Below are 21368 nucleotides of genomic sequence, written 5' to 3'. Positions count from 1 at the left end.
CACTCCACTCATAAACTTGGCTCTTCTGCCTTATCCCTTGCGGGTAAACGCCAGCACTCGCTCGTCGGCAACCGGGATCAACTCCGGATGCTGCCAACCTGCTACTTCGCCCACTCCAACCACCAGCAATCCTCCAGGTGCCAGGCGCTCGGCGAGGCGGCTGAGGATCTCGCGGCGGCGCCAGCGACGAAAATAGATCAACAAGTTCTGACAAAAAATAACGTCCATACCGGACATCGGTGCCTTGGCCAGTTCCAGCACATTCAGCCGCGCGCAACACACACGTGCAGCCAAAGTCGGCACCACTTTAAAACGTCCATCGCTCTGGGCCAGGAAGTAACGCTGACGCAGATCGCTATCCAACTGCTCTAGGCGACGCGCACCATACTGGCCATCACGCGCCTTACTCAAAGCATTCAGGCTTATATCGGTACCTGTTACCCCGAAATAATCCGCATGTTCACTTTCGCGCAGTACCTCGGAGGCACTAATGGCCAGCGAATAAGGCTCTTCACCGCTGGCACAACCAACACTCCAAAGCTCCCAAGGCTGCGTGAGGCCCTGCTGCAAACGCTTATGCAAATAGCTCTCAAGCACGTCAAAGGATGGGCGATGCCGGAAGAATCGAGTTTCCTGCACAGTCAGTCGATCCAACAGGGTCGACCACTCCACTGCGCCACGCGGTCCATCGGTTACCTGCTGGTAGTACTCGGCGTAGTCCATAACGCCCAACTCACGCATCCGCGCACTCAGATTGGTTTGCAGAAACGCCCGCCGCTGCTCATTGAGAACAACTCCGGTACGCTCCTCAAGCAACACCTGCCAGTCACGGAATTCCGTGGCCGTCATATCTACCAGAGGCTGCAAGGCCCAGACGCCTGACTGCATGTCGTGCCCCTCGCTCACGGCATAGACCTTTATGCAGCGGGCCTCTCAGCCCACCACACAGTGCGACCTTAAGCCTGTTCCCCATCCGGCAAAGTAAAGCCAGATACCGACTTACGCATCTCACTGGCCATTTTGGCCAGGTTACCAATGCTCTTGGCGGTCGCCGTAGTACCGGACGAGGTTTGCGAGGTAATTTCCTGAATCACGTTCATCGTGTTGGAAATATGACCGGCGGAAGAGGCCTGCTGGCGGGCGGCGTTGGAGATGTTCTGGATCAAAGCCGCGAGGGTCTTGGATACCTTTTCAATCTCTTCCAGAGCCACACCGGCGTCTTGTGCCAGACGAGCACCGCGCACCACTTCAGAGGTCGTTTGCTCCATGGAGATAACGGCTTCGTTGGTGTCGGTCTGAATCGTCTTAACCAGCGCTTCAATCTGCTTGGTTGCAGCAGAAGAACGTTCTGCGAGGCGTTGTACTTCGTCCGCTACCACGGCGAAGCCTCGACCGGCGTCACCCGCCATGGAGGCCTGGATCGCGGCGTTCAATGCAAGGATATTGGTCTGGTCAGCAATGTCGTTAATCAGGCTAACGATGTCACCGATCTCCTGGGACGACTCACCGAGGCGCTTGATCCGCTTCGAGGTGTCCTGGATCTGCTCACGGATGTTATCCATGCCGGTGATGGTGTTGTGTACGACTTCGTTGCCCTTGTTAGCGATGGCTACGGAACGCTCCGCTACCGCAGAAGACTCCGAGGCGTTCGCCGATACCTGGTCAATCGACACGGCCATTTCGTTGATTGCCGCAGAAGCACCGGCAATTTCCTGAGCCTGATGCTCGGAGGCTTCAGCCAGGTGCATCGCCGTGGCCTGAGTTTCCTGGGCAGCGCCAGCTACCTGAACGGCGGTCAGGTTGATCGTGGCTACCAGATCACGCAACTGGTCGATGGAGTAGTTGATGGAGTCAGCGATGGCACCGGTAAAGTCTTCGGTTACTGTCGCGGCCACCGTCAAGTCACCGTCTGCGAGGTCAGCGATTTCGTCGAGCAGTCGCAGAATCGCCGTTTGGTTACGCTCGTTCTTCTCGGCAGTAGATGCCAGACGACTGTTGGTTTCACGCACCATCACCAAACCGATGAGGATGATCGAGCCAAGCGCCAAAGCAGCCAGCACGTAACCAATCAGCGTGTTAACGGCACGACCAGCAGCCATGCCGTCAAAGCCAGCAGCGAGACTTGAAGCCTTATCAAGCAGGGTCTGCGATACGCTGAAAATAACGTTGGCCGACTCACGTACCTGGAACAGCTCTGGCGAGGTTTCAAGAATCTCGTCTACCGAACCGGAAACGAACTCGAACAGCTCGGAAATCTCCGCTAGGCGCTCAAGCGCTTCGTCGTCGGTTACCTTGGTGATCTCCATGGCCGCGTTGCCTTCCAGCATCGCCGACAGTACACGACCAAACAGACTGGCGTCGCGACCGAACATATCAGCCGCTTGTACTGAATCCTGGTCACCGGCCAGTACCTTGTTCACCGAACCAAGAATACGTTCAGCAAGCAGCGACTGACGCTGAGCAACCGCAACCTGGGCAGCAGGCGCACCGCTCTCCAGCAAGATATCGACCACTTCCTCGTACTCGACTTGTAGCTGCGGAATGGTTTCCGCCAAGGTGGCGGCTACCTGATGCAGCGACAATACGGTTTGTTCGTTAGCCAGAATGGCGTCGGTGTTCTGCCGCAGGGTATCCCAATCCTGCTGCACCACCGCCATCTGCGGCTGCAGAGACTCAGGTGCCGCCGGCAACCCGGTAGACTCGTCGCCACCGGTGAGGTAACCCCAACGCGCCTGGAAATCGTTGCGCGCATCACGCAGCAAACCGAAAGCTTCCGGCGTACCGGCCGCCGCCTCAGTGGAGTTCTTTGCAATACGCTGGGAGAGAACGCGCAGCTCACCGGCGTGGCCGATGTACTCCGTGTCGTAGTTGGATTGCGTGTTGATGTAGGCGAAGTTGGCGAACAACAGCACAATCGAAACGATCAGGACAATAAACAGCCCCGCAATCAATGTGCTACTGCGCGTACCTGCTAACAAATTACCTGCATTTAGTTTTTTCATTTACTGGCCCCCGCCTGGACCGACCGCACTACGGTTCCCATGTAACGCCAAAAGGCCGGCAATGCCGGCCCCACCGATAATTTGCTAATACGCCACGTCGAGAAAACCCGGGTTCTGGGCCAGCGCGTGTGGGCTGAACACCAGCCAGGGCTGTTCACGTTGAAAGACTCCGTGGATAAAGGGTGACATGGCCGCCTCGAGGGGCGGCAGCTGCTCAGTGAAGGTATCCACAGGAAAATGCTGCATACCAAACACTTCGTCGACCGTCAGACCAGCAAAGACTTCCTGATGGTCCACCACTAGAACGCGACGTTTCTTACGCAGCGGCGACAGCTCATTGCCGAAAAAGCTGCACAAGTCCATTACTGGCAACAGGCGACCACGCACGTTGGCCACACCCTTGACCCAGCTTTTTACGCCGGGCAACAAGGTGTAACGCGGCTCATGCAGAACCTCACCGACCTCACCCATCGGCGCGACAAAAAAGCGCTCGCCCATACGAAAGCCGATACCACTCCAGGTCTGCACTACGGCCTGCTGCGAAGGCAGGCCAGCAGCGAGCGAGCGACAGAGACTGTCGATATCCTGAAGCGTCTGAAAAGGTGTTTGCGCGTCCGACATGCCAGCTGCGGCCTTATTTTTTTCTAATTGCGGACAAACCAGGTGTTAACCGGCCAATACCGCATTTAAGGTTTTAACCAAGGTTTCTTCGTCGACAGGTTTGGTCAGGTAATCCTTCGCACCCTGGCGCTTGCCCCAGACTTTGTCAGTTTCCTGATCCTTAGTCGTAACGATGATGACCGGGATATGGTTGGTGTCAGCATCTTTAGTCAGCTGACGGGTTGCCTGGAAACCATTAAGACCCGGCATAACAATATCCATCAGCACAGCATCAGGCTTTTCCTGGCGAGCCAATGCGACGCCATCGGCACCGTTTTCCGCTTTGAGCACCTGATGTCCATGCTTTTCCAGCATGGCAGTCAGCTTGTACATTTCAGTCGGCGAGTCATCAACAATCAGAATTCGAGCCATGGTGTTTCCCAATACTTTTAAAAGGCGCTCAGCTATTCAGCTAAGCGTCAGGACGCTTGTTCAACCGGCATAAAGTCAGGCACATGAGCTTTGATCGCACCGAGCAACTCTTCCTTACTGAAGGGCTTGGTCAGGTATTGATCAGAGCCGACAATGCGCCCCTTGGCTTTATCGAACAGGCCATCCTTGGAGGACAGCATGATCACCGGAGTGGATTTGAAAGCGCTGTTGTTCTTGATCAAGGCACAGGTTTGATAGCCATCGAGCCGCGGCATCATGATGTCGACAAAGATGATGTTCGGATGGGTATCGGCAATCTTTGCCAAAGCATCGAAGCCATCAACTGCGGTAATTACATCGCAACCCACCTTTTTCAGCAGGGTTTCCGCGGTACGACGAATCGTTTTCGAATCGTCGATCACCATTACCCTCAAACCCTCGGAATGCTGTTCCATGTTTGCCCTACCATCGCCTCGGTGAGTCGTTATTTTTGCGTTATAGCAGTGCGCCTGAGGCCCTATCACCGACGGGCTACGACCCAGTCGTCGGGCCTTTTTAGCACACTCTCCTGATGCAATCTATAAGCCGCTCAGCGCCAAGGTTTTTCCTTGACCACCCGAGCGACCAGCGCCACCCTGAACGCCACATCACGCTCGCAGCACACTTGAAACGCTGCCTTTTACGGAGAACACCGCCATGAGCGTCCGCCTCGGCATTGTCATGGACCCCATTACCCAAATCAGTTTCAAAAAGGACAGTTCACTGGCCATGCTGCTTGCTGCACAAGCGCGAGGCTGGTCGCTCTTCTATATGGAGCAGAAAGACCTTTACCAAGCCAAGGGTGAAGCACGCGCTCGACTTTCAGAGCTTAGCGTATTCAACGACCCGCAGCGCTGGTTCGAGCTTGGTGCCGAGCAAGATGTCGCGCTGAGCGAGCTGGATGTGATCCTGATGCGTAAGGACCCACCCTTCGACAACGAGTTCGTTTACTCCACCTACCTACTGGAACAAGCAGAACAAGCCGGCGTGCTAGTGGTTAACCGACCACAGAGCCTGCGCGACTGCAATGAAAAATACTTTGCCACCCAATTCAATCAATACACGCCGCCGACCGTAGTCAGCCGCAGGGCCGACATTCTGCGCGAGTTTGCCAAAGAACAGCGTGACATCATTCTCAAACCCCTCGATGGTATGGGCGGATCGATGATATTTCGCCATCGAGAGGGTGATCCCAACCTCTCGGTGATTCTCGAAACGCTAACCAACCACGGCCAGCAACAGATTATGGCGCAGGGCTACCTACCCGCGATCAAGGATGGCGACAAGCGCATCCTGATGATTGATGGCGAACCGGTGCCTTATTGCCTGGCGCGCATTCCGGCTGCAGGCGAAACCCGTGGCAACCTTGCCGCCGGTGGTCGCGGTGAAGCCCGCCCGCTAAGCGAACGCGACCGCGAAATCGCCGCTGCCGTAGGCCCGACCTTGCGCGAGAAAGGCCTGTTGTTTGTCGGTTTGGACGTGATTGGCGAGCACCTGACCGAGATCAACGTCACCAGCCCAACCTGCATCCGCGAGATCGACGCTGCATTCGATACGCGCATCGGCGACCGCCTGATGGACAAGATCGCCGAGAAGCTCAATGCGCGCAGTGCTTCATAGACTTTTCCATGCGCGCTCGGCAGACTGCGCGGCAACCTGAGCAGACCTGATATGCGATGAACGCTGCAGCCCAACCACCTGAACAACCCAGCGCCGGCGTACAACCGGCGGATCGCCTGGGCTTCACCCTGTTCCTCGCTGCGCTGTTGCATGCTGCGCTGATCCTCGGCCTGGGTTTTACCCTGGCCGAGCCCAGCCAAGTCAGCAAAACACTGGAAATCACCCTGTCCACGTTCAAAAGCGAAGAGAAGCCCAAAGAAGCTGACTTCCTCGCCCAGAACAACCAGCAAGGCAGCGGCACGCTGGAACACAAGGCAGCGCCGAAAACCACCGAGCAGGCGCTGTTTCAAGACAGCGAAGTCAAACGCGTTACGCCGCCCGCCGCGCCTCAGCAACCTGCCGTACGCCAGCAAGCGCCCAAAGCAGCGGTCGCCACCCGCGCCCCACAGCAGCAAAAAACCCCAGTCAAACAAGAAGCAGCCAAGCCCACCCCACAAGCCCGGCCAGCCCCGGTATTTGATAGCGCGCAACTGTCTTCGGAAATTGCCAGCCTGGAAGCCGAACTGGCCCAGGAAGTTCAGCAATACGCCAAACGCCCGAAGATCGTCCGCCTCAACGCCGCCTCCACCATGCGCGACAAAGGTGCTTGGTATAAGGATGAATGGCGCAAAAAAGTCGAGCGCGTCGGCAATCTCAACTATCCCGACGAGGCCCGTCGCCAGGGGATTTACGGCCACCTGCGCCTGTTGGTATCGATCAACCGCGACGGCACCCTGTACGAAGTTCAGGTACTGGAATCCTCCGGGCAGCGCTTGCTAGATCAAGCGGCGCTGCGCATCGTCCGCCTGGCCGCGCCGTTCGCCCCCTTTACTGGCGACCTGGCCGACGCCGACCGCCTGGAAATTATCCGCACCTGGCGTTTTGAGCGCGGCGACCGCCTGTCGAGCAACTAACTACCCTGACTTTTCCCGGCCAATTCAGCGCAGCGCTTGAAGCCAATGGCCCGAGGCCTGAAACTAACGCCCATGAAAGACGCCAGCCCTACCTACCTCAAGCACCACCTATTGATTGCCATGCCACACATGGCCGATACGCATTTTGCGCAAACCGTGACCTACCTGATCGACCATAACGAACATGGTGCGATGGGCTTGGTGATCAACAAACCCAACGGCCTTAACTTGGCCGACGTACTCGAACAGCTGCGCCCGGACGCCGAGCCACCCGCGCTCTGCCAGAGCCTGCCCATATTCAGTGGCGGCCCGGTGCAAACTGATCGCGGCTTTGTGCTGCACCCCAGTGGCCCGCAGTTCCAAGCGACTCTGGAGTTGGGCGAGCTGGGCTTGTCGACCTCGCAAGACGTGCTCTTCGCCATCGCCGATGGCAACGGCCCAGACAAATACCTGATCACCCTCGGTTACGCCGGCTGGGACGCCGGACAGCTTGAAGCCGAGCTGGTCGACAACGCCTGGTTAACCTGCCCAGCCGACAACAACATTCTCTTTGACCTGCCCTACGACCAGCGCCTGAACGCCGCCGCCGCGCGCCTGGGCATCAACCTCAGCTTGCTCACCTCGCAAGCCGGGCACGCCTGATGAGCGAAGCGAAAGTAAAACCGCTGCGCCTACTATTGGGTTTCGACTACGGCAGCAAACAGATTGGCGTCGCCGTCGGCCAAGTCATCACCGGCCAGGCCCGCGAGCTGTGCATTCTCAAAGCACAGAACGGCGTGCCGGACTGGCAGAAAGTCGAAGCACTGATCAAGGAATGGCAACCCGACGCCATCGTCGTTGGCCTGCCGCTGAACATGGACGGCACGAAAAGCGAGATGAGTGACCGCGCGGAGAAATTCGCCCGCCGCCTCAACGGCCGCTTCAACCTGCCCGTGCACACCCACGACGAACGCCTGACCACCTATGAAGCCAAAGGCCAACGCCTACAACAGGGGCAAAACAGCGGTTACCGCGAACGCCCGGTCGACGCCCTCGCTGCTGCACTCTTATTGCAGGGCTGGCTTGAAGAAAATTGCCTGGGCTAACGCCCACTAAGATTCCATTTGGAGTGTTGCCATGAGCTTACCCAACCCGACCGAACTGCTACCGCAGATGGCCGCCGCCCTGACCAGCCACTTAAATAAGCGGCAGATCAGCCAACCGCGCTTTATCGGCATCCGTACGGGTGGCGTTTGGGTAGCCCAAGCCTTACTCGAAGCCTTGGGCCGTGATGATGCACTGGGCATTCTCGACGTGTCGTTCTACCGCGACGACTTCACTCAGAACGGCCTACACCCGCAAGTACAACCTTCCGAGTTGCCCTTCGAAATCGAAGGCCAGCATCTAGTACTGATTGACGACGTGCTGATGAGCGGCCGCACCATCCGTGCTGCGCTTAACGAGCTGTTCGATTACGGCCGCCCGGCCAGCGTAACCCTGGTCAGCCTGCTTGACCTGGATGCGCGCGAGCTGCCGATCCGCCCGGATGTGGTTGGTGCAACCCTGTCACTGACAGCAGACCAGCGGGTAAAATTGACCGGCCCTACGCCGCTCACCCTCGAACTCCAGACGCTTGCCAACTGAGACTCGCCAGATGCCGACCATAGCCGCCAAGCGCCCGCTGCAGCTGAATGACCAAGGCCAACTGCGCCACTTCCTGTCCATCGACGGCCTGCCGCGCGAGCTGTTGACCGAAATCCTCGACACCGCCGACTCGTTCCTCGAAGTCGGTGCGCGCGCGGTAAAGAAGGTTCCGCTGCTGCGCGGCAAGACCGTGTGCAACGTGTTCTTCGAGAACTCCACCCGCACCCGCACCACCTTCGAGCTGGCCGCTCAGCGCCTGTCGGCTGACGTCATCAGCCTGAACGTGTCGACCAGCTCGACCAGCAAGGGCGAAACCCTGTTCGACACCCTGCGCAACCTGGAAGCCATGGCCGCCGACATCTTCGTCGTGCGCCATGCTGACTCCGGCGCCGCGCACTTTATCGCCGAGCACGTCTGCCCGAACCTGGCGATCATCAACGGTGGCGACGGCCGCCACGCGCACCCGACTCAAGGCATGCTCGACATGCTGACCATTCGCCGCCACAAAGGCAGCTTCGAGAACCTCTCGGTAGCCATCGTCGGCGACATTCTGCATTCACGAGTGGCGCGCTCGAACATGCTCGCGCTGAAAACCCTCGGCTGCCCGGACATCCGCGTGATTGCGCCGAAGACCCTGCTGCCGGTTGGCATTGAGCAATATGGCGTCACCGTCTATAGCGACATGGCCAAAGGCCTCAAAGATGTCGACGTGGTGATCATGCTACGCCTGCAGCGTGAACGCATGAGCGGCGGCCTACTGCCCAGCGAAGGCGAGTTCTACCGCCTATTCGGCTTGACTGAACAACGCCTAAAGCTGGCCAAACCAGACGCCCTGGTTATGCACCCCGGACCGATAAACCGTGGCGTGGAGATTGAATCGGCAGTAGCCGACGGCCCGCAATCGGTGATTCTCAACCAGGTGACCTACGGCATCGCCATCCGTATGGCCGTGCTGTCCATGACCATGAGCGGCCAGAACGCACAACGCCAACTCAATCAAGATGCCGAGGAGCAAAACTGATGCGTATCCGTATCCTCGGAGCCCGTGTTATCGACCCCAGCAGCGGCTTTGATCAGGTAGCTGATCTGTTCAGCGAAGGCGGCAAACTGGTCGCCATTGGCCAAGCGCCGGCTGGCTTCGTCGCGGAGCAAACGATCGACGCCCAAGGCTTGGTCGCCGCACCCGGCCTGGTCGACCTTAACGTCGCCCTGCGCGAGCCGGGTTACAGCCGCAAAGGCAGCATCGCCACGGAAACCCTGGCCGCTGCCGCTGGCGGCGTCACCAGCCTGTGCTGCCCCCCCTTTACCAAGCCAGTGCTGGATACCTCAGCGGTGGCCGAACTGATCCTCGACCGCGCCCGTGAAGCTGGCCATACCAAAGTGTTCCCGATTGGCGCGCTGAGCAAAGGCCTGGAAGGCGAACAGCTGGCCGAGCTGGTTGCACTGCGTGATGCCGGTTGCGTGGCCTTCGGCAATGGCCTGGACAGCTTCCGCAATAACCGCACCCTGCGCCGCGCTCTGGAGTACGCCGCCACATTCGACCTGACGGTGATCCTCCAGTCTCAGGACCATGACTTAGCCGAAGGCGGCCTGGCCCATGAAGGCGCCACCGCCAGCTTCCTCGGCTTGCCGGGCATTCCGGAAAGCGCTGAAACCGTGGCCCTGGCCCGCGATCTGCTGCTGGTCGAGCAAACCGGTGTGCGCGCGCACTTTAGCCAACTGACCAGCGCACGCGGCGCGCAACTGATTGCCGAAGCCCAGGCCCGTGGCCTGCCGGTAACCGCCGATGTCGCGTTGTATCAGCTGATTCTTACCGATGAAGCGCTGAGTGATTTCTCCAGCCTGTATCACGTGCAACCGCCACTGCGCACAGCCTTTGATCGTGACGGCCTGCGCGCCGCCGTTAAAAGCGGGGTGATTTCAGCCATCGCCAGCCACCACCAACCGCATGAGCGCGACGCCAAGCTGGCCCCATTCGGTGCTACCGAGCCCGGCATCAGCAGCGTGCAACTGCTGCTGCCACTGGCCATGAGCCTGGTACAGGACGGCTTGCTTGACCTGCCGACTCTGCTCGCCCGCCTGAGCAGCGGCCCGGCGCAAGCGCTGCGTCTACCAGCCGGAAAACTGAGTGTGGGCGCACCTGCCGACCTGCTGCTGTTCGACCCACAAGCCTCAACCCTGGCCGGGGAAAGCTGGTATTCGAAAGGTGCCAACTGCCCATTTATCGGCCACTGCCTGCCGGGTGCCGTACGCTACACCTTGGTTGATGGGCGCATCAGCTATCAAGCTTGAGACTTATCAACCGCGCAAACCGCCGAACATCAGCGCAATACTCAGGCTGGTGAACGGCGGACGCGCAGGCGAGACAGCTAAACAGATACCCCACGCTGACCAACGATGCATCCAAGGCACTACCAATAGCGCCTCACAGAGACAAAACCGCATCACTCATCGCGTGATACACCGCCGCCTTCGCACAAAATCGCCCCACTCTGCGCCATTCGCTTGGCGCTACCGAGAAGGCACCGGTATAATCCGCCCGCTTCTGAGGGCCTATAGCTCAGTTGGTTAGAGCACTCGACTCATAATCGATTGGTCGCAGGTTCAAGTCCTGCTGGGCCCACCAATTCAAAGCCGCGCACCGCGCGGCTTTTTTGTGCCGGTAGGAAAATCGCCAGCAGCACTTAGCACGCCTATAGCAGTCTGACGCTAAGCCGGATAAAACACATAAATGAGCCTGCTTGGTTTATCGGTAATTGATCTGGATACTGATGCCCGCAGTTCTCAATCACCAGCACGGGCGTGGTTCGCTTCATGACCTCGAATTACTTCATACACGCGGGGCGCAGCGCTGCCTTTTTACTACTCGTACTGTTATTGAGTGCCTGTACAGCGGCGCGACTACAAGAGCGACAAGCCGATTCAGCCTTGATAGCCAGCGAAGCGGGCTGGCAGCCACTCAAGCTGGATACCGGCACCTTTGTCCTGACCGCCTTCGTACCGCCAGGGCTGCAACAGACCACGACGCTGACCATCTATATAGAAGGCGATGGTTTGGCCTGGATAAACGCCTCAACCCCCTCACGCGATCCAACCCCCTTGAATCCGCTAGGGTTGCAGCTGGCACTACGCGACCCTTCTGGCACTGCCGTTTACCTGGCTCGCCCTTGCCAATTTGTCGACGAGCATGACAAGCGCAGCTGCCAGCGCAGGCATTGGACGAATCAACGTTTCTCGCCCGAGGTAATAGCCGCCAGCCTTAATGCGATCCAGCAGCTCAAGCAACGCTTTGCCGCCCAACGCTTAGTGCTGATTGGTTACTCGGGCGGTGCTGCGGTGGCGAGCTTGGTGGCGGCCCAGCGCCCAGATGTCGATCAGTTGATCACGGTTGCCGGCAATCTCGATCACAAGACCTGGACCCAGACACATCATTTATCGCCCCTGGACGGCTCGCTCAACCCTGCAGATGCCTGGATGCAGTTACAAACACTGAGGCAAACACACTTTGTCGGAGGCCAAGACAGCAACATCGGGCCGACCATTACCCGCGCTTACGCCGCACGCTTCCCGCCAAGCACGCCGCTGACCATCAAAACGATTGAGGCTTTCGACCATCACTGCTGCTGGGTCGAACAATGGCCCGAGTTACTAAAAGAACTCGGACACGAGTGATTTACCGATAGCGCGCCGTTCAATAAACCCAGCAACTGACACTGCAAACCGGCAGGTAAAGGAATACCAGCGGTATTTCCCGCGCAATAAAAACCCCCACCGCAATCAAACACGGCAGGGGTTTTGGGTGACGCAAAAAAGAGCTTAGATATCCCAGCGCAACTTCACAGATGCGGTTTGGTTAAGGAAGCCCTCACTGTGCTCGGCGTCATAGCGCAGCGACACTTCTACGCCGCTTGCAGTGCCGTGGCTCAACCCAAGACCAGCACGCTGAGACCATGGGCTCGAATCAAGCCCGCGAGTGGTGAAGCTTGTACCAGGCTCAGCCGCGAAGGCAGAGGTGATGCTGGTATTGTTGTTCAAGACGTCATAACCCACACCCAGGTTAGCTACCACGCTAGTCCCCGGCATGAATTCATGACTCAACTTGCCATCCAAACCGACGATCATTTGATCGGTGGTTTGCGAGTCGACTTTGAGGTTGGCGCTGGAGCCTTTCTCGGTATAGCTCTCGTCTTTAATCCAGGTGTAGTCGGTGCGAACAGACGGCGTGAACGCGGTTTTTTCGCTCAGCTCGAACGTACGCGCCAGGCCAATACCGGCAGTGGCCAAGCGGCTGCTGTAATCAGACTTGGCGGTTTCGCCCAGGAAGCGAATCTCGCGCTTACCTTGCGTATTGTTTTGGCCAATACCGACCTGGAAATTCAACTCGGTATTCTGATCCAGGCTATGGCTGCCATAACCGAGCAACTGATACATATCGACATCGGCGCTATTGGGCGCGGCGTCAGAATTGCCATCGACATTTGAGTTGGCATAGGCAAACGCCACGCCGACACGCGTGCTGTCAGACACGGTGCCGTCAGCACCCAGCACAATGCCGGAGGTATTGGCATCAAAGCCTGATACACCGCCACGGTCATCCTGCTCAGCCCATGAGCCAAACGGCTTCAGCCAAACTTTACGATCACCATAAAACTCGTCGCCTGACGACATGCCGCGATTGGATGCCATACGCGACTCAATCACCCGGCTGATACCGCCAAGGGCTGCGCGCGAAGCGAGGACGGTATTCGCGGCGAGCAGTGGCGTGGTCTGAGAAACGGCATTAGAAACTTCCTGACTTGTGCCTAGCTTCCCCAGTTCATCGATGAGTTTCTGCATGTCCGCGTTAGTGGTACCACGGTCAATGATCTTGTCGAGTGCGCCTGCCGCGCCGCGACCACTTGGATTGTTATTGCTGTTAACCGCCTCGACGGCGGTTAACGCCTTGACCAGCTTGAAGTCGATATAACCGTCTTCGCCTTCAGTAGCAACGCTTTGGAAGTTGAACAGCGCACTGTTGTCTTCAACCTGAGCAAAGTTGCCGGTGAGCTCAAATGCACTGACCACCCGGCTCAGCGTCTGCCCCACAGCTAATGTATTGATTTCCGTCACATCAACATACGCCTTACCGGCGATGCTGGCAGTGCCGCCGACGGACACTTGGCTGTATTCGTCTTCGCCTGCGCCCGAGGCCATAAGGCGCAGCACGCCGGAGTCGGTCTGGGTAAAGTCCCCGGCGACATAAGCAGACTGAGACGACATCGGCAAATCGATGGTCCCGGCGTTGGTTACGCTTACAGCACTTCCGTTAACAAAAAGCGCGCCACGCAGTACCCCGCCGGCCATGTTATTGATGGCACCACTGCCCTCAGAACTTGAAGCCAAAATCGAGTAGCCCTGAGCACCACTATCACTGGATACACTGCCGGCAATCGTGCCGTAGTTATTAATCACACCATCCGTGATCATCCCCTGAATCGTAACGCCACCTACCTGGGTATAACCGGTAAGGCCAACACCGGTCACGTCAGCAGTAATGGAGCCATGGTTGTTCAGCGTGCCAGAGAAACCCGTAGTCAATAGGCCTGCCGCAACGCCATAGCCGCTTGATGAGGAGATGGTAGCGCTTGCGTTGATCAACCCAGCATTTTCCAGCGTGCCGGAGAAATCCTGCGAATACACGCCTACCGCAGCGGCCAAGGCACCGGTAGCTGTGGCGGTGATCTCACCGCCGAGCTGGTTATCGATCAACGCATCCGCAGCGACCGACTGATTGATGTAGACACCAAGGGCATACGCACCACCCTGCAAGGCAGTGCTTTCGGCACTAATTGTGCCGCGGTTGACCAGCGAGCCCTCCATTCGAGGAGTGCCCCACTCCACGACACCGAACGCGGAACTGTATCCTGAAGAGGATTGGTTGTCCGATGTGGCGCTGATCAGGCCGTTGTTAGTCAAGTCACCCAGCAGCTCGCCGTTAATCTGCACGCCTGCAACGGTATAGTCGCTAACGACAAAACCAGATTCAGATTCAGAGTCATAGTTATCCTCACCAAAGCCCGTGGAAATGATGCTGCCGTTGTTGGTCAGGCTGCCAACAATCGGGTCTCCCACCTCGGAGCCGCCTAGGTCGCCGGTATACAGCACAGCAGGTGCCTCGGACGCACTGACGGTAACGCCCTCCGCAATGGTCACGATTTGCGTACTATAGGGCGTGCACTGCCCCTGGTTTTCACTGACGTTCGGGCCACATGCTGGCGAAGCAAGCACCTGCCCGACAAACAGGCCGTTGGCGCACAGGGCAGCAATAGCACTGTGCAATGCGGTGGTTTGCCACTGTGGGCGGGACGACTGACGGTTTGGCATAAAGGTGCGCTCTTTATTGAAAATTGTTGTGGATGGCAGTGCTGCGGATAGTATCGTTGCGCCAGTACAGCCACCATCGTTTTTTTGATGGCGGCTGAAAGCGCTCAACTACCGCTGAACTCTAGCCGAGCCAGCGCCATATGCAGCGTAAAATGCACGCCCGGTTAAAGGCTTGTCATCGTGACGTTTGAAGCGGGCGCATGCCCAGTCTCGTCACACGATCGTCTGGCAAGCGGCAGCTAGACGCCCCATGCCGTTCCACTCCACTACAGGCTATCGCTGTGAACTACCTGATTATCGAAAACGCTCTACCAGCCGAGCTTATTCAAACGATTACTGCCTCCATCCAGGCTGGCCCATTCGAGAGCGGCAAGCTCACGGCGCAGGGGATGGCCAAGGCAGCCAAGAGTAATTTACAGCTATCCAGTACTGCCCACGCGCAGTTGCTCGACAGTATTAGGCAGGCACTCTACGTGCACCCTGTTGTGCAGGCCTTCGCCATACCGCGCATGATCGGCCGCACGATTATCAATCGCTACGAGGTCGGCATGGAGTACGGCATGCACTCCGATGCCGCCTACATCCAAGATGTACGCACCGATGTGTCGTTCACTCTGTTCCTCGATGACCCCGCCACTTACCAAGGTGGCGAACTGGTCATCGCAACAACGGCGCAAACCTTTACCTTCAAACTACCGGCAGGCAGCATGCTGCTCTACCCCTCGGGCGAGCTGCATCGGGTGGCGCCGGTCACCCAGGGCGTGCGTCACGCCGTAGTGGGCTGGCTGCAGAGCCGTATACGCAATGCCCATCAACGTGAACTCATCGCCAAGCTTAGCCTCGTGCCCCGCACGCTGCGCCAAGACCCGCAATATTCGGCGCTGGCCACGCAATCCGAGCAGTGCGTTCAAGAGTTGATCCGTATGTGGGGCGACTGAGAGCCTGGCCGTTCAGGGCGCTGTTTTCTTAATATTGTTTAACGGATCGATAGCGGCGTATGACTCAGCCTTTCTTCCCCACAGCAGGCTTTTACGGCCGCTTACGCCAGCCAGAACAGACCCTGCGCCTAAAGTTGAGCCATTGCCCGGCGGCCATTGACTGGACGGCGCTGGATAACTGGCTAAGCGACAAGCTCGGCCTTGCCTTGCAATGCCCGGCGCACAGAGCGCTCAGCTCAGATCAAGAGCAGAGCGCCGATGCAGCTGCGGTGTTCTGGCGGATTATCCAAGTGGCCGCCGAGCTGCAGCGGGTTGCAAACATTCCGGTGTTCGAGCCGGGGATACTCCTCACCGTGCAGGCCGACGCAGCGCACCCGGGTAGCTGGCTGGCCGAGGCCTGTGTCGCACATATCGATTACATGCCCGAGCACATCACACGCTTGGTCTACGACGCGGCAACGCTGCTGGTGCTAGGTTTGGCGGCCGCCCCAGCAAACTTCGTAGAGACTGAACCGCTCTACCAGCAACTAGAACTCAAGGTGCTGCAACCGCTGCGTTTGGTGATGCGCGTGGGCAAGTCGACACTGCCGCTGTTGGCCTGCGCCCATGAACGCCGCATCCCTTGGCGTCACTTAGGCGCTGGCGTGTTTCAGTTGGGCTGGGGCGCGCAGAGCCTGCGCATGCAAAACAGCAAGGTCGGCTCCGACTCGGCCCTCGGCGTCGCGGTGGCGCAGAACAAATGGGTCGCCGCCGAATGGATGCGCCGCGCCGGTCTCCCCGCCCCGCACAACCGCCTGGCCACGAACGAGCAAGAAGCGCTCGCCGCGCAAGTGGCCTTAGGCTGGCCGCTGGTGGTAAAGCCTGCGGACCGTGACCGTGGCGAAGGCGTGGTGGTCGACATCACCAGCGAAGCGCAGCTACTCAACGCCTTCCGGCAAGCGCTAAAACTAAGCACGCAAATTCTCATAGAACGCCAGGCCAAGGGCGTATGCCACCGCGTGCTGGTAGTGCGCAGCAAGGTGGTCTATGCCGTCAAGCGGCTACCCATCGCCGTGTGCGGCGACGGCAGGCAAACCATTGAACAACTGATAAATACCGCCAACCAGCAGCAACTGGCACTAGCAAGCTGGGCTAGAGCACCGCTGTACCCGTGCGATGAGCTGACCAAAGCCTGTTTGCAACAAGCCGGCCTTGACCTCACCTCAGTGCTGCTGGCCGGCGCTTGGGCACAGCTGAGGCCGATCGAATCGACCAACTGGGGCGGCCTGGATGAAGATTACTCAACCCGCCTGCACCCAGATAACGCCGCCCTCGCCTGTCGCGCCGCCGCGCTCTTCGGCCTCGACGTGGCGGGTATCGACATCATCACGCCAGACATCACCCAACCCTGGCACACAACCGCCGCCATTATTAATGAGGTCAACTCGGCACCGGTCCTCGGCCAAAGCGACAGCTCCAGGCGGACTCTGCCGGACGTGTTAACGCATCTGCTGCCAGCGCACGGGCGCATCCACATAACGGCCTACGTTGGCGCAGATCAGGCGCGCGAAATGGCACAAGCGCAGCAACAGGCATGGCAAGCCAAGGGCATTGCCTGCTACCTCACCAGCCATGACATCACCCTCACGCCGTCAGGAAGCGTGATGCACATGGCCCAGCACGGCCTGTTTACCCGCTGCCAGGCATTGCTCACCGACACACACGTCGAAGCCATCGTGCTGCTGGTGCAAACAGACGAACTGCTGCAAAGCGGCCTGCCTGTGGATGCCCTACATAAATTTATAAACAGTGGCGAACCACTGCTCTCGTCTCAGCAAAGCGGCGCGTTTGCCACAGGCGACAGTACAAACAAGGTCATAGCCCTGCTCGAAGGCCTCGCTATAGGCTGAGGGCTCGATCCATACCAGGCCGTGGCCAAAGTTTCGCAAGCGACGGCCACTCGCTATCCGGCTAATGAGCGGGCGAACGGGCAAACCAGCGAAGCCCCTGAATAGACGCTGCAGCAGCGGCCCAACCAACCGGCCGACCGCTGATGCAGCATTAGCAATTAGTCGTGAACCCTTGAGCTAGCTTAGGCAATTGGCCATTATCCAGACCTGTGCCCGGTTTTGGGATTGTGGGCACGTCTGCTCGCTCGGTTCACGGGCGTAACCCAGCGGCCTTGCTCAAGGAAGAAGGCATGGACTACAGCGTCATCCTCCGCCCCGCCATCGATATGCTGGCCTGGCTGATTCCAGCGGCACTACTGGCCGGCCTGTTGAAGTCGCCCTGGGCCAAGGGCCAGATTGGCGAACTCTTGGTACGGCTGTTTGCCCATTGGCAGCTGGATAAGCAGACCTACCGTCGCCTGCATAACGTCACCCTGAACACGCCAGACGGCACCACGCAGATCGACCACGTATTCCTCTCGCCTTACGGCATCTTCGTGCTGGAAACGAAGAACATGAGCGGCTGGATCTTCGCCAGCGAGAAGCAGGCGCAGTGGACGCAGAAGCTCTACAAGCGCACCTTCAAATTCCAGAACCCGCTGCGGCAGAACTACAAACACCTTAAAGCGCTGGAAGCCACCCTTGGCGTAAACAGGCCGCTGGAAAGCGTAGGCGAGGCAGGCAAAACAAGGCAAAAACAGGCGAGGAAGCGGAGTTTACGTGCTGTAAATGAGCATTCCGAGCCTGTTTTTAACGCAGCTTTGCCAACGCAGGTAGCTTTGCAGCGGCCTGTTGACCCGGAGCACCTGCACTCGGTCATAACCTTTGTCGGCGGCAGCACCTTCAAAACCGAGATGCCGGCCAACGTGACCCAAGGCATCGGCTTTATCCGCTATATCAAGTCATTTCAGCAGCTGGTGTTTAGCGAGGCGGAAGTCGACGCCATGCTGCACGCCCTGCAAACAGGCCGCCGCGCTCCGACCCTCGCCACCCACCGCGAGCATGTGCAAAACCTTAAGCGACGTAGTGATCCGACAGCTGAGCGGCAGTGTCCGAAATGTGGCAATGCTCTGCTGATTCGTACGGTTAAATCTGGGGCGAAAGCGGGGCAGCAGTTTTGGGGGTGTTCGACTTTCCCTAAGTGTCGAGCGATGCAGAATCTTTGAGAGGTAGAACAATGAAACGATCAAAAAGTGTTCGGGCAGAAAATAAATCTGTCCCCTTTTTTCCTGTCCCCTTTTTTCGTATAAAAATCTCATAAGGAATATGTAGATGCTTAAGCGTATATCAAAAATACAAAATATCGGTAAATTCAGAAACTGTAATGCAGCGCCATCTGAACTAGGTAAGCTCAGCATAATTTACGGATTGAACACATACGGAAAATCCACTCTAACCGACATATTTAAAAGCCTTAAAGATAACGACAACACGGCAATCAAGAAAAGACTGTCAATACCGCTAGACAAAGCCGCACAGGAAATAACCCTAAGCTTCCTTATAGATGGCAAAGAAACAGCGATTAAGTATCAAGGTGACGCATGGAGCAAAAATCTTGAAGAAGGGTTAAAAATCCACATATTTGATGAAGACTTTTATCATCAAAACTTATTTTCTTCGCGAGAGTTCACACGAGCTACAAAGGAACAGTTCAGTGCATTCGTGCTTGGAAAAAAGGGAGTTGATAAAGCAAATGCAATCTCAGAGAAAAACAAGAAAAAAGGTGATTTAACCAGAGAAAGAACCAAGCTTGTTAAAGATGCGTTCTCCGGAATAACCGATCTCAAGAGCTTTTTAGCTCTGCCTACTGATAAAAGCATGGCAGAACTGGAGGCTGAACGTGACCGCCTGAGAGAAATGTGGGCAAAAAAAAGCAAGCAATATAAAGAACTCCAAGCCATCCTTGGACGACCAACATTCAAATCCGTAGAGCCGACTACAGACTTTAACACGCCTGCATCCACTTTAAATGAAGCACTAAAGAGTACTTTCACAGCAGAAGACAAAAATGCAAGACGCGAGCTTGATGAGCACATAGAGAAATGTTTCACCACGAAAGAAAATGCTGAGTCATGGATTAGACAAGGGCTGGAACAGAACAACGGTCAGACATGTCAATTTTGCGGGCAGGGGCTTAGCGAACAGGCGCTTCACTTGCTAGAGCAATATAGAAAAAGTTTTGATACTTCATTCCAGAATTTTAAGTCACAGACGCTTATCACTGTTCAGCAAAACGAACAACTGGCATTACAAGCACTGCCGACTCAAGATACTATCACCATCATTACCGAAAATTCAAAGCTGGCCTTAATATATAGTGATTTCAGTTCTCCAGAACTACAAGAGTCATATGAAAAGCTAGAACAGCTAGGAAGTGACCTGACTCAACTACAAGAACTTATCAATGATGAGGCGGAGGTATTCAAGAACACCACCACATCGCTGATACAAAAAAAAATTCAGTCTCCAGAGCATGCAACGAACGAGATAGAAGCCGCTACATTAAGCTCACTCATAAACAACTACAACAGCGCAATTGAAGAATACAAAAACTCAGGGAGTGAGTTAAATTCGGTATACAGAGGCATCAAAGACGAGCTCAAATCAACAGATTATGCAAAAGAGCTTGCCGAACTAACGACTCTTGGAGAACGTCAAAACGCAGTTATAAAGAGGCTTGAAGTAGACAACCAATGTCAGGAGCTCATAAAGAGCGACGGAGAGATAGAACAGCTAGAAAAAGAAATACCAGTTTTAATGGCAGAATTGCAAAAAGAACAAAGCAAATACTTAGATCAATTCTTCACAAGCCTCAACCAAAACTTCCAGAAATTTGGGAGCAGAGACTTTGAGCTGACTAGAGGGATAAATAGACAGGGTAACACTCCTATTTACCACTTGAAGGTTAGCTTCAGAAATAAAGAAATTTCCGAGTCGAACATAGACAGAATATTTAGTGAGTCTGACAGGCGAGCTTTAGCACTAGCTGTTTATTGGACAGCGCTTAGCAACCAAAGTAATGAAGATCTTGAAAAATCGATTGTAATACTGGACGACCCAGTGACGTCATTCGATATGAATAGACGACAAGCAGTACACAAAGAAATAACTGACATACTAGATAAAACACGACAAATAATAATACTTAGCCACTTCGAGCCAGCAATAGTAGACATACTCAACAAACACAGAAGAAACATAAAAATCAACTTCTGCGAAATAGTAAAAGACAATGATAACTCGACAATTAAAGCCGGTGATATTGACGAATTCTGTAGAAGCGAGCATGAAAGCAAAAGAGCTAAAATACTAGCATTTATCGCAGGTACAGCTCCACTTCATGACAGCAGCTGCCTAAGAGTTTTTCTGGAGTACGAGATTGACTCAAGATTTGCCAAACAAATAATATCAAATAACTTAGCTGCTCTTCAGCTCAGCGATAAGATACAAAAGCTTCATGAACACGGTGTTATTGGAGAGGACACTAGAAAAACTGCTGATTCATGGCGGGTTGAGTTAAATCCCGAGCACCACCGATGGAGTGACGCTAATGAGGAAGAGCGACGTCAGCTAGCACATGACTTCTTTGAATTCGTTTACAAAGACCTACGTACCGCATAAAGAAATCGAAATATTCGGGGACAGACCACGGTTTACTGAGTCGTTAATCGTGGACTGCTCCTTATTATTGATATTCAGAAATAACCAAGTAAGAAGGTGAGCAAGGATGCTAAGGATGCTCTGAAGTAGCCCTGTATTTCCGGTCGACTTCAGCCCTTGCTGATTTTTAAAACGGCAACTGACCAAAAAACGATCAGTATCTCGCATATTTCAGTGTTTTTAGCCGCTGCGAACGCTTCGCAGCGGCTA

At 56.1% G+C, this 21368-nt stretch carries 18 protein-coding genes and 1 tRNA gene; 13 read left to right on the top strand and 6 right to left on the bottom strand.

Annotated features, from left to right (window positions below):
- Nucleotides 1-30: 30 nt before the first annotated feature.
- The 5 genes from VCA57_RS02175 to pilG form a co-directional block, all read right to left on the bottom strand.
- Nucleotides 31-888 (bottom strand): protein-glutamate O-methyltransferase, encoded by an 858-nt coding sequence (locus tag VCA57_RS02175; protein WP_411183655.1) that lies wholly within the window; start codon nucleotides 886-888, stop codon nucleotides 31-33.
- A gap of 68 nt (nucleotides 889-956) precedes the next feature.
- A complete protein-coding gene (locus VCA57_RS02170; RefSeq protein ID WP_411183323.1) occupies nucleotides 957-3002 on the bottom strand; it encodes a methyl-accepting chemotaxis protein in 2046 nt (681 codons plus the stop codon).
- Nucleotides 3003-3086: 84 nt separating this feature from the next.
- Entirely contained in the window at nucleotides 3087-3623 is a 537-nt protein-coding gene (locus tag VCA57_RS02165; RefSeq protein ID WP_411183322.1) for a chemotaxis protein CheW, read from the bottom strand.
- A 45-nt stretch (nucleotides 3624-3668) separates the two neighbouring features.
- Nucleotides 3669-4034, bottom strand: coding sequence for a twitching motility response regulator PilH (gene pilH / locus VCA57_RS02160; RefSeq protein ID WP_411183321.1), 366 nt, complete (start codon nucleotides 4032-4034; stop codon nucleotides 3669-3671).
- Between the two features lie 47 nt (nucleotides 4035-4081).
- On the bottom strand, nucleotides 4082-4489 hold the full coding sequence (pilG, locus tag VCA57_RS02155) for a twitching motility response regulator PilG (protein WP_087515271.1): 408 nt from the start codon (nucleotides 4487-4489) through the stop codon (nucleotides 4082-4084).
- Nucleotides 4490-4730: 241 nt separating this feature from the next.
- Between pilG and gshB the strand changes: the two genes are divergently transcribed.
- The 9 genes from gshB (at nucleotide 4731) to VCA57_RS02110 (ending at nucleotide 11941) form a co-directional block, all read left to right on the top strand.
- Nucleotides 4731-5693 (top strand): glutathione synthase, encoded by a 963-nt coding sequence (gene gshB, locus VCA57_RS02150; RefSeq protein WP_411183320.1) that lies wholly within the window; start codon nucleotides 4731-4733, stop codon nucleotides 5691-5693.
- Between the two features lie 56 nt (nucleotides 5694-5749).
- Complete coding sequence (locus VCA57_RS02145; protein WP_411183319.1) at nucleotides 5750-6646, top strand: TonB family protein; 897 nt, start codon at nucleotides 5750-5752, stop codon at nucleotides 6644-6646.
- Nucleotides 6647-6718: 72 nt separating this feature from the next.
- Nucleotides 6719-7288 carry a YqgE/AlgH family protein gene (locus tag VCA57_RS02140; protein ID WP_411183318.1) on the top strand — a complete coding sequence of 190 codons (570 nt, stop codon included), beginning with the start codon at nucleotides 6719-6721 and terminating at the stop codon, nucleotides 7286-7288.
- Nucleotides 7288-7731, top strand: coding sequence for a Holliday junction resolvase RuvX (gene ruvX / locus VCA57_RS02135; protein ID WP_411183317.1), 444 nt, complete (start codon nucleotides 7288-7290; stop codon nucleotides 7729-7731). The genes VCA57_RS02140 and ruvX overlap by 1 nt, the downstream gene beginning before the upstream one ends.
- Before the next feature lie 31 nt (nucleotides 7732-7762).
- Nucleotides 7763-8269, top strand: coding sequence for a bifunctional pyr operon transcriptional regulator/uracil phosphoribosyltransferase PyrR (pyrR, locus tag VCA57_RS02130; protein ID WP_411183316.1), 507 nt, complete (start codon nucleotides 7763-7765; stop codon nucleotides 8267-8269).
- Nucleotides 8270-8279: 10 nt separating this feature from the next.
- Nucleotides 8280-9290 carry an aspartate carbamoyltransferase catalytic subunit gene (locus tag VCA57_RS02125; RefSeq protein ID WP_411183315.1) on the top strand — a complete coding sequence of 337 codons (1011 nt, stop codon included), beginning with the start codon at nucleotides 8280-8282 and terminating at the stop codon, nucleotides 9288-9290.
- Nucleotides 9290-10561, top strand: a complete 1272-nt coding sequence (locus VCA57_RS02120) for a dihydroorotase (protein WP_411183314.1) — start codon at nucleotides 9290-9292, stop codon at nucleotides 10559-10561. The genes VCA57_RS02125 and VCA57_RS02120 overlap by 1 nt, the downstream gene beginning before the upstream one ends.
- Nucleotides 10562-10818: 257 nt before the next feature.
- Nucleotides 10819-10895, top strand: a tRNA-Ile gene (locus VCA57_RS02115).
- Nucleotides 10896-11083: 188 nt separating this feature from the next.
- Nucleotides 11084-11941 carry an alpha/beta fold hydrolase gene (locus VCA57_RS02110; RefSeq protein ID WP_411183313.1) on the top strand — a complete coding sequence of 286 codons (858 nt, stop codon included), beginning with the start codon at nucleotides 11084-11086 and terminating at the stop codon, nucleotides 11939-11941.
- A gap of 144 nt (nucleotides 11942-12085) precedes the next feature.
- On the opposite strand, the gene VCA57_RS02105 is transcribed toward VCA57_RS02110, so the two are convergent.
- A complete protein-coding gene (locus VCA57_RS02105) occupies nucleotides 12086-14632 on the bottom strand; it encodes an autotransporter domain-containing protein (protein ID WP_411183312.1) in 2547 nt (848 codons plus the stop codon).
- A 281-nt stretch (nucleotides 14633-14913) separates the two neighbouring features.
- On the opposite strand from VCA57_RS02105, the gene VCA57_RS02100 reads away from it, so the two are divergent.
- The 4 genes from VCA57_RS02100 (at nucleotide 14914) to VCA57_RS02085 (ending at nucleotide 21119) form a co-directional block, all read left to right on the top strand.
- Entirely contained in the window at nucleotides 14914-15570 is a 657-nt protein-coding gene (locus VCA57_RS02100) for a Fe2+-dependent dioxygenase (protein WP_411183311.1), read from the top strand.
- A gap of 59 nt (nucleotides 15571-15629) precedes the next feature.
- Nucleotides 15630-17459: a hypothetical protein gene (locus tag VCA57_RS02095; protein ID WP_411183310.1), complete on the top strand. Its 1830-nt coding sequence runs from the start codon at nucleotides 15630-15632 to the stop codon at nucleotides 17457-17459.
- A 290-nt stretch (nucleotides 17460-17749) separates the two neighbouring features.
- Entirely contained in the window at nucleotides 17750-18664 is a 915-nt protein-coding gene (locus VCA57_RS02090; protein WP_411183654.1) for an NERD domain-containing protein, read from the top strand.
- Nucleotides 18665-18770: 106 nt separating this feature from the next.
- Nucleotides 18771-21119 (top strand): AAA family ATPase, encoded by a 2349-nt coding sequence (locus tag VCA57_RS02085; protein ID WP_411183309.1) that lies wholly within the window; start codon nucleotides 18771-18773, stop codon nucleotides 21117-21119.
- Nucleotides 21120-21368: the final 249 nt, after the last annotated feature.

Origin of the sequence: Pseudomonas sp. (genome assembly GCF_046581935.1) — a bacterium.
In the GTDB taxonomy this organism is placed as follows: domain Bacteria; phylum Pseudomonadota; class Gammaproteobacteria; order Pseudomonadales; family Pseudomonadaceae; genus Aquipseudomonas.
The sequence above is the reverse complement of the archived record's forward strand: the minus strand, read 5'-3'. Positions and strand labels throughout refer to the sequence as shown.